At 70.8% G+C, this 14,344-nt stretch carries 14 protein-coding genes; 8 read left to right on the top strand and 6 right to left on the bottom strand.

Features of this window, described 5'->3' with window-relative positions:
• Window positions 1–10 precede the first annotated feature (10 nt).
• From FHW12_RS00675 to rimO, 5 genes are all read right to left on the bottom strand, one after another.
• Complete coding sequence (locus FHW12_RS00675; protein WP_182529065.1) at window positions 11–745, bottom strand: ABC transporter permease; 735 nt, start codon at window positions 743–745, stop codon at window positions 11–13.
• Complete coding sequence (locus FHW12_RS00670) at window positions 742–1,683, bottom strand: ABC transporter ATP-binding protein (protein ID WP_182529064.1); 942 nt, start codon at window positions 1,681–1,683, stop codon at window positions 742–744. The genes FHW12_RS00675 and FHW12_RS00670 overlap by 4 nt, the downstream gene beginning before the upstream one ends.
• 194 nt (window positions 1,684–1,877) lie before the next feature.
• Window positions 1,878–2,726 carry a DUF3025 domain-containing protein gene (locus FHW12_RS00665; protein WP_182529063.1) on the bottom strand — a complete coding sequence of 283 codons (849 nt, stop codon included), beginning with the start codon at window positions 2,724–2,726 and terminating at the stop codon, window positions 1,878–1,880.
• On the bottom strand, window positions 2,723–3,499 hold the full coding sequence (locus tag FHW12_RS00660; protein ID WP_182529062.1) for a transporter: 777 nt from the start codon (window positions 3,497–3,499) through the stop codon (window positions 2,723–2,725). The genes FHW12_RS00665 and FHW12_RS00660 overlap by 4 nt, the downstream gene beginning before the upstream one ends.
• A 300-nt stretch (window positions 3,500–3,799) precedes the next feature.
• Window positions 3,800–5,119, bottom strand: a complete 1,320-nt coding sequence (rimO, locus tag FHW12_RS00655) for a 30S ribosomal protein S12 methylthiotransferase RimO (RefSeq protein WP_182529061.1) — start codon at window positions 5,117–5,119, stop codon at window positions 3,800–3,802.
• Window positions 5,120–5,454: 335 nt separating this feature from the next.
• On the opposite strand from rimO, the gene FHW12_RS00650 reads away from it, so the two are divergent.
• From FHW12_RS00650 to FHW12_RS00615, 8 genes are all read left to right on the top strand, one after another.
• A complete protein-coding gene (locus FHW12_RS00650; protein ID WP_182529060.1) occupies window positions 5,455–7,467 on the top strand; it encodes a diguanylate cyclase in 2,013 nt (670 codons plus the stop codon).
• Window positions 7,468–7,543: 76 nt separating this feature from the next.
• Window positions 7,544–8,218, top strand: coding sequence for a dienelactone hydrolase family protein (locus tag FHW12_RS00645; protein WP_182529059.1), 675 nt, complete (start codon window positions 7,544–7,546; stop codon window positions 8,216–8,218).
• The gene (locus FHW12_RS00640; protein ID WP_182529058.1) at window positions 8,215–8,631 is read left to right on the top strand and encodes an HIT domain-containing protein; all 417 of its coding nucleotides are present in this window, start codon (window positions 8,215–8,217) and stop codon (window positions 8,629–8,631) included. Before FHW12_RS00645 ends, FHW12_RS00640 begins: the two co-directional genes overlap by 4 nt.
• Window positions 8,628–9,359 (top strand): 5-oxoprolinase subunit PxpB, encoded by a 732-nt coding sequence (gene pxpB, locus FHW12_RS00635; RefSeq protein WP_259392790.1) that lies wholly within the window; start codon window positions 8,628–8,630, stop codon window positions 9,357–9,359. The genes FHW12_RS00640 and pxpB overlap by 4 nt, the downstream gene beginning before the upstream one ends.
• The gene (locus FHW12_RS00630) at window positions 9,356–10,351 is read left to right on the top strand and encodes a biotin-dependent carboxyltransferase family protein (RefSeq protein ID WP_182529056.1); all 996 of its coding nucleotides are present in this window, start codon (window positions 9,356–9,358) and stop codon (window positions 10,349–10,351) included. The genes pxpB and FHW12_RS00630 overlap by 4 nt, the downstream gene beginning before the upstream one ends.
• Window positions 10,348–11,124: a LamB/YcsF family protein gene (locus FHW12_RS00625; RefSeq protein ID WP_182529055.1), complete on the top strand. Its 777-nt coding sequence runs from the start codon at window positions 10,348–10,350 to the stop codon at window positions 11,122–11,124. The genes FHW12_RS00630 and FHW12_RS00625 overlap by 4 nt, the downstream gene beginning before the upstream one ends.
• A gap of 13 nt (window positions 11,125–11,137) precedes the next feature.
• The gene (locus tag FHW12_RS00620) at window positions 11,138–11,827 is read left to right on the top strand and encodes a DUF969 domain-containing protein (RefSeq protein ID WP_310735104.1); all 690 of its coding nucleotides are present in this window, start codon (window positions 11,138–11,140) and stop codon (window positions 11,825–11,827) included.
• On the top strand, window positions 11,814–12,782 hold the full coding sequence (locus FHW12_RS00615) for a DUF979 domain-containing protein (RefSeq protein ID WP_182529053.1): 969 nt from the start codon (window positions 11,814–11,816) through the stop codon (window positions 12,780–12,782). The genes FHW12_RS00620 and FHW12_RS00615 overlap by 14 nt, the downstream gene beginning before the upstream one ends.
• A 128-nt stretch (window positions 12,783–12,910) precedes the next feature.
• Here the strand turns inward: FHW12_RS00615 and FHW12_RS00610 are convergent, their stop codons facing one another.
• Entirely contained in the window at window positions 12,911–14,344 is a 1,434-nt protein-coding gene (locus FHW12_RS00610) for a DUF1501 domain-containing protein (protein WP_182529052.1), read from the bottom strand.

The following is a 14,344-nucleotide window of genomic DNA, read 5'->3' as shown; positions in this document are numbered from 1 at the left end:
GGATCCCTCCTCAGGCCGCTTTCTTCATGTCGATGACGACTGCCGTCGCGTACAGCCAGACGCCGATCATCAGGACGAAATAGACGAGGTCGCGCAGGTCGATCACGCCCTTGCTGATCGACGCGAAGTGGGTCAGGAAGCTCAGGCCCGAAATCGCGTCGGCGACGCCCTGCCCGGCGATCGCGCGGATCGCGTCGAGCACGAGCGGGTAGCCGGCGAGCAGCAGCAGGAAGCAGATGACCACGGTCAGGATGAACGCGACGACCTGGTTGCGCGTCGACGCCGAGAGGCACGAGCCGATCGCGAGGAACGCGCCCGCCATGAGCAGCGAACCGAGGTAGCTCGCGAAGATCACGCCGTTGTCGGGGCTGCCGAGGTAGTTCACGGTGAGCCAGATCGGGAACGTCAGCGCGAGCGCGATCGCGATGAACGCCCAGGCGGCGAGGAACTTGCCGAACACCGCCTGCCACATGGTGATCGGCAGCGTCAGCAGCAGCTCGATCGTGCCGGTCTTGCGCTCCTCGGCCCACAGGCGCATCGATACCGCGGGAACAAGGAACAGGTATAGCCAAGGATGGAACGTGAAGAACGCCTGCAGGTCGGCCTGGCCGCGTTCGTAGAAGTTGCCGAGGTAGAACGTGAACGCGCCCGACAGCAGCAGGAAGATCACGATGAAGACGTAGGCGACCGGGGTCGAGAAGTAGCTGCGCAGTTCGCGTCGGAAGATCGTCATGGTGCCGCTCATGTGCGCGCCTCCTTGCCCGCCGCGCCCTGGGTGATCGTGCGGAACACCTCGTCGAGGCGACCCGCTTCGAGCTCGAGCTCGCGTACGGCCACGTTCTGCGCCTTCAGCGCGTCGCCGACGGCGACGAAGATCGAGCGGCCCGGCTTCGGGAACGCGGTGATGCGGTTGTCCTGCGGATCGATCTCGATCGCGGCGATGTCCGCCACTTTCGCGAGCGCCTCCTTCGCCTGCTGCAGGTCGTTCGCGGTGAGCGACACCGCCTGGTGGTAGCGCGAGCGCGCCTCCAGTTCCGACGGCGTCGCGTCGGCGAGCACGCGCCCGCCCGCGATGATGATCGCGCGCGTGCACACCGCGTGCACTTCCTCGAGCAGGTGGGTCGAGATGATGATCGTCTTGTCGCGCGCCATCGAATTGATGAGCGTGCGCACTTCCTGCTTCTGGTTCGGGTCGAGGCCGTCGGTCGGCTCGTCGAGGATGAGCACCTTCGGGTCGTGCAGGATCGCGCCGGCGAGGCCGACGCGGCGCTTGAAGCCTTTCGACAGCGTGTCGATCGGCTGCTCGAGCACGCGCTCGAGGTGCAGGCGTGCGACCGAGTCGTCGATGCGCTGGAAGCGCCGCTCGCCGGAGAGGCCGCGTACGTCGGCGATGAACTCGATGAACTCGCGCACGGTCATCTCGCCGTAACTCGGCGCGCCTTCCGGCAGGTAGCCGAGCACGCGCTTGGCTTCGAGCGGCTGCCGCTCGATGTCGAAGCCGGCGACCGTGGCGCCGCCCGAGGTCGGGGCGAGGAAACCGGCGACCATCTTCATCGTGGTCGACTTGCCGGCGCCGTTGGGCCCGAGGAAGCCGAGCACCTGGCCGGGCTCGACCTTGAAACTGATCGCGTCGACGGCGGTGAAGTCGCCGTAGCGTTTGGTGAGTTGTCGGGTTTCGATCATCGTCTTCGCTGCACCTGTTAACGGACATGGCAGCCCGCGCACGCGAAAGCCGCGCGGGCGACTACCCCAGATGGATGTGGCGCACCGCGTCGGCCGACGACGTCGCGAGCGGGCCGTGCCCGCCGGCATCGCAGCGACCCTGGACGCGGGGCGCGCGGAAAGATACCGCAAAGGCCGACGAAAGTTCCCGCGCGTCACGCGAGCCGCCACGGCGGCGGGTAGCGCCGACCCTCGCGCAAAGGCCGGAAACACGATGCCTGCGCGACGAATCCGGCCGTCGCGCCCGCGTGCCAGCCGCGGATGCCGGCGAGCGGCAGCGGGCGGAGCTCCTGCGGATCCGCGAGCACGGTACCGGCGCGGATCGCCGCGGATATTCCGGCTTCCGCGCGCGGTCGACGCGCGAGGATGGCGGCTTCGCCGACGTCGCCGAGCGCGTCGGCGGCCACCTCGACGACGAGGCACTTCGCGACCGGCAGGTCGTGGCCGTTCCAGACATGCTCGAGCAGCGCATGGCCGAACACGGTGACCGCGATCGCCGGGCCCCACGCATCGCGCTCCGCGACGAAGAGGCTCGCCCAGTCGTGCGCGTCCCACGCCGCGAGCAACCGCGGCGCCGCGAGCCAGGCGATCGCGCCGGCCTCGTCGAAGTGGGTCAGCGCGCATTGCCCGCGCGTACGCTGCTTCGCGCCGATGCGCGCGACGTCGGCCGCCTGACGCGCATTGAGCGCCCACTTGAGCTGCGGATGGCGCAGCCAGACCAATGCATTGAACGCATCGTGCGCGTCGTGTTCGCGCGTCGCGAGCACGTGGTGCGCGGCGATGCGCGTCTCGTAGTGCAGCCCGTCGTCGAGCAGCGCGCGCGTCTGCGCGCGGAATGCGGGGCGCGCGATGCCGTCGTCGTGCTGCGCACGCAAGCGACGCGCCTCGAGCTCGTCGAGCCCCGGCAACGGCGACGCCGGGTCGAGCCATGCGCTCAGCAGCGGATGCGCGCGCGGGGCGCTCGCGCAGGCGAACGAAGGCGCGAGGCCGATCGCCGCGTTCACGAGGGGGCCGGCGCGAACAGGATCGAAACGCCGATGCCGGCCTGCCAGTCGGTCGTCGCGCGATCGAGCGCGCGCAGGAACGACGCGTCGAACTGCACGCGAGGCGTCGCCATCCAGCTGAGGCCACCGCCGGCCTCGCGCGCATGCGACGCACCCGAGCCGACACCGCCCTCGACGTAGCCGGCGAGGCGATCGCGCAGCGGGAATCCGTAGGCGAGCGCGACGAGCGCGCCGTTGCCGTCGCGTCCCCAGTGCCGGTCCGCGTAGAGCGTCATGCTGCGGTCGTCGCCTGCGGGCCACGCCATCGAAACGCCGAGATCGCGCGCATGGCCACCGCCACCGATCGGCGCGCGACCGGTCGGGACACCGGCCGTCGCGAGCACGGCGAGCGAGAATGCCTCCGAATTCCACGGCGCGACCTTCACACCGATCCGTGCATCGCCGCCGCCGCTCGCACTCGTCGACACGCCCGGGCCGCGCACGTCGACGCGTCCCCAGCTGTCGGCGCCGAGCTGCAGTTCGACGCCGTCGGCGACGCCGCAATGGAGCAGGCTGTCGGCGACGACGTCGGTCGTGCGCACGCGCGCGACGCGGTCGGTGTCGGCGTCGAACAGGCCTTGCTCCCACGCGCACGACGCGTGCGGCAGCGTCGCCGTCGCGAATGCGAGGCCGGGCCGGTCGAATGCGGGCACGTCGTCGTCCGCGTGCACGAGCGTCGTCGCGACCGCGAGCAGGCCAGCCGCGGCGAACATCGATCCGATCCTGCGCTGCATGCCCTGCCCTCCTTCGCAACGCGCATCGTAGCGTGCCGGCGCCATCCGCTCGGCATGATTGCCGCCGGCGCCCGCATCCACCCGGCGACCTCGCGAGTCACCTCGCCCGATCCGCCGTACGCCGCCGCGCGCGGAATCACTGGCCGTGGCCGGAGCCACGACGAAGGCACGTGCTCACGCGACGATACGCGTGCACGAGGCGCGTGCATGGCGGACTCCGAGCAGCAGGCTGCCGGTCACCGATCCGGATACGCAGGGTGCGCGGCAGGGCGCGCGACCGACTGCCAGCCGGCCACGCGATCAGGCCGCGAGGCGGCCGATCAGGTCGTGCTCGTCCGTGTGGATGATCTCCACCTCGACGAACTGGCCGGGCTTGAGCGCCTGGCCGTCGTCGATGCGCACGATGCCGTCGATCTCCGGTGCGTCCGCCTTCGAGCGCGCGATCGCGCCGTCCTCGTCCACTTCGTCGACGATCACCTGCTGGCGCGTGCCGATCTTGCGTGCGAGGCGTGCGGCGGAAATCTCCGCCTGCACTTCCATGAAGCGCTCGAGGCGTTCCTCCTTGATCTCCTCGGGCACGGGATCGGGCAGCTCGTTCGCCTTGGCGCCGTCGACCGGCGAATAGGCGAACGCGCCGACGCGATCGAGCTGCGCTTCGCGCAGGAAGTCGAGCAGTTCCTCGAATTCCGCTTCCGTCTCGCCGGGGAAGCCGACGATGAAGGTGCTGCGCAACGTGAGATCCGGGCATGCCTTGCGCCACGCCTGCACGCGCGCGAGCACCTTGTCGACCGCGCCCGGCCGCTTCATGAGCTTGAGGATGCGCGGGCTCGCGTGCTGAAACGGGATGTCGAGGTACGGCAGGATGCGACCGTCCGCCATCAGCGGGATCACGTCGTCGACGTGCGGATACGGATAAACGTAGTGCAGGCGCGTCCACGCGCCTAGCTCGGCGAGCCCCTCGCACAGACCGGTCATGCGCGTCGCATGCGCCTTGCCGCGCCACTCGCGCTCGGCGTACTGCAGGTCGACGCCGTAGGCGCTCGTGTCCTGCGACACGACGAGCAGTTCCTTGACGCCGCCCTTGACGAGCTTCTCCGCTTCGACGAGCACTTCGTCGACCGGCCGCGACACGAGGTCGCCGCGCATCGACGGGATGATGCAGAACGTGCAGCGGTGGTTGCAGCCTTCGGAAATCTTGAGGTACGCGTAGTGTTTGGGTGTGAGCTTCACGCCTTGCGGCGGCACGAGATCGAGGAACGGATCGTGCTTCGGCGGCAGCGCCGCGTGCACCGCGCTCATCACGCTCGCGTAGTCCTGCGGACCGGAGATCGACAGCACGCCTGGGTGCGCCTCGCGGATCACCTCGGCGCGCTTGCCGAGGCACCCGGTGACGATGACCTTGCCGTTCTCCTCGAGCGCCTCGCCGATCGCATCGAGCGATTCGGTCACGGCCGCGTCGATGAAACCGCAGGTGTTGACCACGACGACGTCGGCCGCATCGTAGCTCGGCACGATGTCGTAACCCTCGACGCGCAGCTGGGTGAGGATGCGCTCGGAGTCGACGAGGGCTTTCGGGCAGCCGAGGCTGACGAAGCCGACCTTGGGATTGCGGCGTGACATGGAAAACCCGGCGGATGGCAGCCGGATAGTCTACCAGCCGCGCCGCGGGCCGCGGCGGATCGCCTCGCATGGAGCGGCCGCGACAGCCAGGGGCGACCGCGAAACACAAGTTTTGCTGCTTTTGCAGCCGCACACCGGACTTTTCCCGTGGGCGCTCTGTAAGATGACGCCGCGGCCGCGAAGGGGGAACCTGCGCCGGCCCGGTTTGGACGACCGGAGAGAGTTGCGCGATGCACCCGGGGAACCCGTTGCCTCCCGACCGCCCATGGCGGCGGGCGCGCTCGCCCGTCCGCGCACTGCTCATCGCCCTGTCTGCCGTCGCGACGGCGACCAGCGTGGCGGAGGAATATCCACTCGCGCGCGTCGTCACCGGCAGCCGGCAGATCGCCGCGGCCGTCGACGCCACGCTCGCCGACGACACCACCGTGCGACTCGCCGATGCGATCGGCGGCCCGTGGGCGCGCCAACAGCTGCTCGCGACCGCCGGCGACATCTGTTCGGCGCTCGATCTTCCCGACGTCGCCAACCGCCTCTGGACGCGCGCGCTGCCGGCCGCGCAGCAACGCGGCGACATCGCGGCGACGATCATGCTGACCACGCTCGTCGCGCAGAGCTCGCTCGCGCTCGGCGACTACGAACGCTCGCGCGAACTCGCCGATCGCCTGCGCGTACTCGCGCACCGCCACGGCGACGTCAGCGCCGAGGCGCAGGCGGAGAACGCGCTCGGCGTGCTCGAGCGCCGCAGCGGCCGCCTCGACGAAGCGGTCGCGCACCAGCAGCGTTCGCTCGACCTGTTCAAGTCCGCAGGCAACGGCATCGGCGCGATGCGCGCGCTGTCCGACCTCGGCACGATCTGGCGCGACCGCGGCGATTTCGCGCAGGCACTCGACGCGCAGCTCGAGTCCGTCGCCGAACGCGAGCGCTCGGGCGATCGCCTGTCCAACGTCTATCGCAACCTGGCCCTGCTCTACCGCGAAATCGAGGACACCGCGGCATCGCGCGCATATTTCGAACGCGCGACCGAGGCGGCGATCCGCAGCGGCGTGCCGTCGATGTATTCCTCGGTGACCGGCGCGTATTCGAGCCTGCTCAACGACATCGAGGACTACGCCGGCGCGCGCAAGGCGGCCGAGGAAGCGCTCGCGATCGATACCGCGCTCGGCGACCGGCCGCACCAGGGCTTCGAGCACCTCGAACTCGGGCGCGCGCTGCTCGGCGCGAAGCAGACCGTCGCCGCGGTCGAGCACTTCGATCGCGCGCTCTCGATCGGCCGCGAACTCGGCCAGCGTGAACTGGTCGCGCGTTCGCTGCTGCACCAGACCGAGATCGCGCTCTCCCAGCGCGAATACCTGCGCGCGCGCGGCCTCATCGACGAGGCGATCGCCGGCCTTGAGGCGACCCGCTTGCGACCGCAGCTCGCGCAGGCGTACACGCTGCGCGAGCAGCTCGCGCGTGCCGAGCACGACGACGCCGAAGCGCTGCGCTACGCGCACAAATCGGCGGCCGCGCGCGAGGAACTGATCGGCATCCGCGCAAGCCGGCAACTCTCGGCGCTCGAGGTGCGCCACGCGCGCTCGGACGCCGACCAACGCCTCGCCATGCTCGCCAAGGACAACGAACTGCAATCCGCTCGCCTGCAGGCGCAGGCGGTACAGCGCCGCTTCGGCGCGATCGCACTCGCCGGCCTCGCGCTCGCCCTGCTCGCGCTGATCTGGCGCTATCGCGGCGTGCGCCGGCTCAACCGCGCGCTCGAGCTGCGCAGCGTCGAGATCGAGCGGCAGCGCGCCGCGCTCGGCGAGGCGAACACGCGGCTCGAGCAGCAGGCCGCCGAGCTTTACCAGGCGGCGACCACCGACTGGCTCACCGGCGTGTCGAACCGCCGCGACGTGCTCGAGCGGATCGAACGCGCGCTGCGCGAGTCGCGCGCCGCCGGCGACGAGTTCGCCGTGCTGCTGGTCGACTTCGACCACTTCAAGCAGATCAACGACCTGCGCGGGCACCTGCTCGGCGATCGCGCGCTGACGATCGGCGCGCACGCGATGCGCGACTGCCTCGACGAAGGCGACCTGCTCGGCCGCTTCGGCGGCGAGGAATTCATCGCCGCGATCCGCGCGCGCACGCCGGCGGACGTCATGGCCGCGGCCGAACGCATGCGCACCCACGTCGCCGGCCAGCTCGCCTGGCTCATGCCGGAACTGCGCGGGATCGCGACCGTGAGCATCGGCATCGCGTTCCTCTGCGACACCGGCAACGACAGCGACGTCGCCGCCCTGCTCGAAGCGGCCGATCGCGCGCTCTACGCCGCCAAGCACGACGGCCGCAACCGCGTGCACCGTTACGCGGCCTGAACACGCGCACGCCGCCGGTTGTACACGCACCGCGGATCGAAATAACGTAGCGTCTTTCCGCACGCGGAGCCATCGCATGGGCCAATCGATCCAGCTCAACACCTCGCGCATGCAATGCATCGGCGCCTACCTGGCCCGACCCGAGGGCACGCCGAAGGGCGGCCTCGTCGTCGCGCAGGAGATCTTCGGCGTCAATGCCTACGTGCGCGCAGTGGTCGACCGCTTCGCCGCGCACGGCTACGTCGCGATCGCGCCCGCGTTCTTCGACCACGTCGAGGCCGGCGTCGAACTCGGTTACGACGAGGAAGGCTACCGGCGCGGCCGCGAGCTCGTCGGCGAAGTCGGCCTCGACCTCGCCGTCGAAGACGTCGCGAGCGCGGCCGAGGCGATCGCGTCGGCCGGCCGCATCGGCTGCGTCGGCTACTGCTGGGGCGGCACGGTCGCGCTGCTCGCGGCGCAGCGCCTCGCGATGCCTGCGGTCAGCTACTACGGCGCGCGCAACGTGAACTATTTCGACTCGACGCTCCGTGCGCCCGTGATGTTCCATTTCGGTGAACGCGACGCGTCGATCACGGCCGAGACGATCGAACGCCATCGCGTCGCCTGGCCGGACGCCGAGGTATACACCTACCCGACCGGCCACGCGTTCGACCGCACGGTCGACCCGCGCGCATACGACGCGCCGAGCGCCACGCTCGCGCTCGAGCGAACGCTCGCGTTCTTCGATCGCCAGCTCGCGGGGCGCGCATGAGTTTCACGCTCGATCCACGCCTCGCCGCCGACACCCATCCGATCGGCGACGCGCCGCTGTCGCGCGTGCTGCTCATGGACGACGCGCGCTTCCCCTGGCTGATCCTCGTACCGCGCATCGCCGGCGCACGCGAACTGTTCGACCTCGACGCGGCGGACCGCGCGACCCTGCTCGGCGAGCTCGACGCCGTCGGCCGCGCGTTCGAGTCGCTGCTGCGCCCAGACAAGACGAACATCGCCGCGCTCGGCAACGTCGTGCCGCAACTGCACGTGCACGTGATCGCGCGCTACACGACCGACGCCGCGTGGCCGCAACCGGTGTGGGGACGCGGCGCCGCCGAGCGCCACGAACCCGCCGCGCTGGCCGAACGCGTCGGCGCATGGCGCGAAGCGCTGGGCGCGCTGCTCGCTTGACGCCGCCGCGCGCGCAGCCGCCCGCGTTCGACGTCGAACCCCTCGGCGAGTCCGCGCTGCTGCTGCGATTCGGCGAACGCATCGATGCCGCCTCGAACGCGCGCGTGCATGCCGCTGTGGGCGCATTGCGCGCGGCCGCACTGCCCGGTCTCGTCGACATCGTGCCCGCCTACGCGAGCCTCGCGCTGCACTACGAGCCGGCCGCCTGGAACGAAGGCGGCACGGCGCCGTGGCGTCGCTTAGCCGACGCAGTGCGCGGCGCGCTCGCGACGGCCGTGGATGCGCCAATGCCCTCGACGCGCACGGTCGATGTCCCGGTCTGCTACGGCGGCGAGCACGGTCCCGATCTCGACGCGCTCGCGACCACGCTCGGACTCGACGCCGCCAGCGTCGCCGCGCGCCACGCATGCGGCGACTACCGCGTCGCGATGCTCGGCTTCGCGCCGGGCTTCCCGTACCTGCTCGGCCTCGACGCCGCGCTGCACGCACCACGGCACGCGCGTCCGCGCACGCGCGTGCCGCGCGGCTCGGTCGCGATCGGCGGCGCGCAGACCGGCATCTATCCGTCCGAGCTGCCGGGCGGCTGGCAGCTGATCGGTCGCACGCCACTCGTGCTGTTCGACCCGCTGCGCGAGCCCGCCTGCCTGCTCGCGCCCGGCGACGTCGTGCGCTTCCGCGCGATCACGCCCGCGGCCTTCGAGGCGATCGAGCGCGAGGCTGCGCGATGAGCGTCGAAGTGATGCGCGCGGGTTTGCTGGCGACCGTGCAGGATCACGGTCGCCACGGCCATGCCGCGCTCGGGGTCGGCAGCGCGGGGCCGATGGATGCGCCTGCGCTGCGCCTCGCCAACGCGCTCGTCGGCAACGTGCCCGGCGATGCGGTGCTCGAGATCGGCCTGATCGGCCCGCGCCTGCGCTTCATCGAGACCGCGACGATCGCGCTGACGGGCGCGGAGTTCGATGCACGCGCCGCCACCGCGCCGCTGCCCGCCTGGCGGCCCGTGCACGTCGCAGCAGGCACGGTGCTCGATTTCGGCCGCGCGCGTCGCGGCGCATGGGCCTACATCGCGATCGCGGGCGGCATCGACGCAGCCCGCGTGCTCGGCAGCGCGTCGACCGACGTCAACGCGCGCCTCGGTCGCGCGCCGCTGCGAGACGGCGACGTGCTGGGCGTCGCGCGCGCCGATCCAGTCGCGAGCGGCGGCCACCCGCGCGACGGCGCTGCGCTCCACGCGATCGGCACGTTCTCGCTCGACCCGCGGCCGTGGTTCGATCCCGATCCCTCGCGACCGATCCGGCTCGCGCCCGGGCGGCACGCGGTCGCGCTCGATGCCGCTTCGCGCGACGCGCTGCACGCGCAGCCGTTCCGCGTGGCTGCGGATTCGAATCGCGTCGGCCTGCGCCTCGACGGGCCGCGCCTCGCGCTCGCCGAGGCGCTCGAGCTCGTCAGCGAGCCAGTCGCGGCAGGCACCCTGCAGCTGCCGCCCGGCGGCCAGCCGATCGCGCTGATGGCCGAACATCCGACCACCGGCGGCTATCCGCGCATCGGCCAGGTCGCCGCGATCGACCTCGCGCGCCTCGCGCAACGACGCCCCGGCGACACCGTGCGCTTCGCGGCGATCGACATCGACGATGCGCAAACGCGCTATCTTGCATGCGAGAACCAACTCGACCGGTTGTGCGCGGACATCGCCGCGCGGCTCGACGGAATCGCACGATGAAGCGCACGATCGACCTCAACTGCGACCTCGGCGAATCGTTCGGCGCCTGGCGCATGGGCGACGACGACGCCGTGATGCCGTACATCAGCTCGGCCAACATCGCCTGCGGTTACCACGCGGGCGATCCCGACACGATGCGCCGCACCGTCGCGCTCGCGTTGCGCGCGAAGGTCGCGATCGGCGCGCACGTGTCGCTGCCCGATCTCGCCGGCTTCGGCCGACGCGAGATGCGCGTGTCGGCCGACGAGGCGCACGCGATGACGCTGTACCAGGTCGGCGCGCTCGCCGCTTTCGCGCGCGCGGCCGGCACTCGACTCGCTCACGTGAAGCCGCACGGCGCGCTCTACAACATGGCCGCGCGCGACGCCGCGCTCGCCGACGCCATCGCGCGCGCCGTGCACGCGTTCGACCCAGCCCTGCGGCTCGTCGGGCTGGCCGGCAGCGAGCTGCCGAGCGCGGGCGAGCGAGCCGGCCTCGCGGTCGCGCACGAGGCGTTCGCCGATCGCCGCTACGAGGCGGGCGGCTCGCTGGTGTCGCGTCGCGAAGCGGACGCGGTCATCCATGACGTCGACGCGGCCGTCGCGCAGGCACTCGCGCTCGCACGCGGCGAAGCGATCACCGCGCGCAGCGGCGTTCCCTTGTGCGTGCGCGCCGACACGATCTGCGTGCACGGCGACCGCGCCGATGCCGGCACGTTCGCCCATCGCCTGCACGCCGCCCTGCTCGGCGCCGGCATCGCGATCGCGAACCCCGCGAGCGGGCGCATCGCATGAACGGACGCGCCTCGTGAACTACTGGCCGTTGCTCGGCGTCGCCGTCGTCGTGCTCGGCTTCGCGCTGCGCCGCAATCCGGCGCTCGTCGTCGTCGTCGCCGGCGTCGTCAGCGGGATCGCCGCGGGCAAGCCGCCCGGCGAATTGCTCGAACTGCTCGGCACCGCGTTCGTGAACAACCGGAACCTGCTGTTGTTCGTGCTGACGCTGCCGGTCATCGGCCTGCTCGAACGCCATGGTCTGCGCGAGCGCGCGCGCGGCTGGATCGCCGGGTTCCGCTCGTTGACGCTGGCGCGCCTGCTCGTCGCCTATCTCGGCCTGCGCCAGTTGCTGTCGATGCTCGGGCTCTACGATCTCGCCGGGCACGCGCAGACGGTGCGGCCCCTGCTCGCGCCGATGAGCGAGGCCGCGGCCGCGCAGGACGAGCCGCTCGACGAGCCCACGCGCGATCGCGTGCGCGCGCTCGCCGCAGCGACCGACAACATCGGCCGCTTCTTCGGTGAAGACGTGTTCCTCGCGTTCGCCGGCGTGCTGCTCATCCAGGGTTTCTACGCGGGGCACGGGATCGCGCTCGAACCGTTGGCGATCGGACTGTGGGCACTGCCCACCGCGATCGCCGCGTTCGTCATCCATGCGATGCGCATCGCCTGGTTCCAGCGCCGCCTGCGGCGCGTCGCCGAACGGAGGCGCGATGCTGACGCTTGAGCCGGTCTACCTGTTGATCGGCGCGTTCCTGCTGTTCGCCGCCGCCCTGGACTTGCGCTCGCGCCGCCGTGCGATGTCCGCGTTCTGGGCGATCCTCTCGCTGCCGTTCCTCGCGGGCGAGGCGATCCTCGCCGCCGCCAGGCACGGCACGCACTGGCCCGCGCAAGCGATGGGCATCGGCGTGATCGCGCTCGGCGTGATGGCAGCCGTCGGCGATCGACGCCCGTCCGGCGACGAGGCCGCGCTCGCGAACACGCGCGAGGCCGAAGCAATCCGGCTCGGCAACCGACTGTTCGGCCCCGCGCTGCTCATTCCGCTGGTCACGCTGCTCGTCGCGCTCGCGACCCAGTACGGACCCGCGCCACTGCGCGCGCTCGTCGACACGAAGCAATCGACGTTGATCGCCCTCGGCATTGCCAGCGTCGTCGCCCTGGCGGTCGCCCTGCGCGTGACCGGCGCACGCATCGACTCGGGCCTGCACGAGGGCCATCGCCTGCTCGATACGCTCGGCTGGGCCGCGCTGCTGCCGATGCTGCTCGCGACGCTCGGCAGCGTGTTCGCGGCGACCGGCGTCGGCGATGCGATCGCCGCGCTGGTCGCGGTGGTGATCCCGATCGACAGCCGCATCGCGTGCCTGCTTGCCTTCGCATTCGGCATCGTGCTGTTCACCGCGATCATGGGCAACGCGTTCGCCGCGTTCCCCGTGCTCATGGCCGGCATCGGCCTGCCGTTGCTCGTGCAGCGGCACGGCGCGCATCCGGCCGTGCTCGGTTCGATCGGCATGCTCACCGGCTACTGCGGCACCCTGCTGACGCCGATGGCGGCGAACTTCAACATCGTGCCGGTCGTGCTGCTCGAGCTGCCGGACCAGTACGCGGTGATCCGTGCGCAACTGCCGACCGCGTTGGTGTTGTTCGTCGTCAATGTCGCGCTGCTGTGGCTGCTCGCGTTCTAGGCGAACGCACGCCGCGATCACGACCTTGCAGGAGCGCACCCTGTGCGCGACCGCGACGCGCCCGGCGCCGTCGCGGCGCAGGTCGCCTGCAGGGTGGCTCCCTGCAGGCTGCTCGACCGCCACGCCACTCAGACGAAACCGAGGTAGCGCGTGTTGAAGTTGCCGAGGTTGGGCAGGATCAGGTCGATGTCGCTGTCGCTCAGTTCGAACCATTTCGCGAGCGTCGCCGAATACTGTTCGACCGACGTCGTCGGGATCATCTGGCCGTAGCCGCCGTCGTTCGGATTCTGGTCCGACGGCGCGAGGCTCGGCATCTGCGCCGATCCGGTACCCGCGAGGTTGTCGCCGTAGAACTTCTTGCCGGCCACCGCGCCGCCGACGACGAACTGGTGCGAAGCCCAGCCATGGTCGCTGCCGTCCTCGTTGTTCGACAGCGAGCGGCCGAAGTCCGATGCAGTGAACGCGGTCGCGCGATCGGCGAGGCTCACCGAGGTCAGCGCCGCGTGGAAACCCGACAGCGCCTTCGACAACTCGACCAGCAGGCCGCCTTGCGTCGCGAGCTGGTCGCTGTGCGTGTCGTAGCCGCCGCCGGTGACGAAGAACACCTGCCGCGAAAGGCCGCTGTAGCCGGGCACGTTGTTGTTCGCCGCCCAGATCAGCTTGACGACGGTCTCGAGCTGCTCGCCGATCTCGCCCGCGCCGGCGAAGTAGCCGTCGAAATTGGGCATGCCGGCGGCACCCAGCGTGGCCTGCAGCAAGGTCGCGGTCGCGACCGAATGGCGCATCGCGTTGCCGAACGTGCGCTCGAGCGCGTTCGCCTGCCCCTGCGCGTGCAACGCGTCGAACGCGCTGCGCAGTGCGTCGTCGCCGCTGAGCTCGTACGGGAAGTCGATCACGTTGGGCCCATACGAATTCATCACGTAACCGGCGACGGATTCGCCGCGCACGAACGCGTCCTGGCCGCCGAGCGAGGTGAGGATCGGGATGTCGGGCGGATTCGCGCTCGCGACGAGATCGGCGATGCGCCCGCCCCACCCCGTCACCGGTGCGTTCGACGGCGGCGACGACTGCCAGTAAGCCGCCTGGTCCGAGTGCGAGAACAACTGCGGCGGCAATACCGCCGAACCGCCCTGGTATTCCGTCTTGGTGGTCGGACGCACGAGCGAGCCGACATTGGCGACGATCGCCGCATGGTTCGCGTTGAACAGCGCGGCGAGCTCGGGCATCGAGGCATGCAAGCCATAGCTGCTGCCGTCACCAGGACTGCCCGCGCCGCTCGCGGGCGCGTTCAGCGCGTGCAGTCCGGCCGTCGGCAAGGCGAGGTTCGGCCGCACGAGCTGGTAGTTCGTGCGCGCGGCGCCGGAGATCGGCACGATCGTATTGAAACTGTCGTTGCCGCCGTAGAGGAAGACGCAGACGAGCGCCTTGTAGTTGGTGAAACCGTAGTCGTGGCGTGCTGCGGCCTGCAGCAGCTTCATGCCGCCGAACGCGGAGTACACGCTGGCACCGCCGAGTGCGGCGCAGATCGTTTCCCGGATGAACTTGCGACGATCGGGACGCAT

The organism is Dokdonella fugitiva (assembly GCF_014138265.1).
GTDB lineage: Bacteria > Pseudomonadota > Gammaproteobacteria > Xanthomonadales > Rhodanobacteraceae > Dokdonella_A > Dokdonella_A fugitiva_A.
Note: the sequence above shows the minus strand (reverse complement) of the source record. Positions and strands in the feature narration are given on the sequence as shown.

Excerpts from the sequence above, each read along its gene's own strand:
- FHW12_RS00640 (WP_182529058.1), top strand. The coding sequence starts at position 8,215 with ATGAGTTTCACGCTCGATCCACGCCTCGCCGCCGACACCCATCCGATC.
- rimO (WP_182529061.1), bottom strand. The coding sequence starts at position 5,119 with ATGTCACGCCGCAATCCCAAGGTCGGCTTCGTCAGCCTCGGCTGCCCG.
- FHW12_RS00675 (WP_182529065.1), bottom strand. The coding sequence starts at position 745 with ATGAGCGGCACCATGACGATCTTCCGACGCGAACTGCGCAGCTACTTC.
- FHW12_RS00625 (WP_182529055.1), top strand. The coding sequence starts at position 10,348 with ATGAAGCGCACGATCGACCTCAACTGCGACCTCGGCGAATCGTTCGGC.
- FHW12_RS00615 (WP_182529053.1), top strand. The coding sequence starts at position 11,814 with ATGCTGACGCTTGAGCCGGTCTACCTGTTGATCGGCGCGTTCCTGCTG.
- FHW12_RS00630 (WP_182529056.1), top strand. The coding sequence starts at position 9,356 with ATGAGCGTCGAAGTGATGCGCGCGGGTTTGCTGGCGACCGTGCAGGAT.
- FHW12_RS00645 (WP_182529059.1), top strand. The coding sequence starts at position 7,544 with ATGGGCCAATCGATCCAGCTCAACACCTCGCGCATGCAATGCATCGGC.
- FHW12_RS00610 (WP_182529052.1), bottom strand. The coding sequence starts at position 14,344 with ATGCGTCCCGATCGTCGCAAGTTCATCCGGGAAACGATCTGCGCCGCA.
- FHW12_RS00670 (WP_182529064.1), bottom strand. The coding sequence starts at position 1,683 with ATGATCGAAACCCGACAACTCACCAAACGCTACGGCGACTTCACCGCC.
- FHW12_RS00660 (WP_182529062.1), bottom strand. The coding sequence starts at position 3,499 with ATGCAGCGCAGGATCGGATCGATGTTCGCCGCGGCTGGCCTGCTCGCG.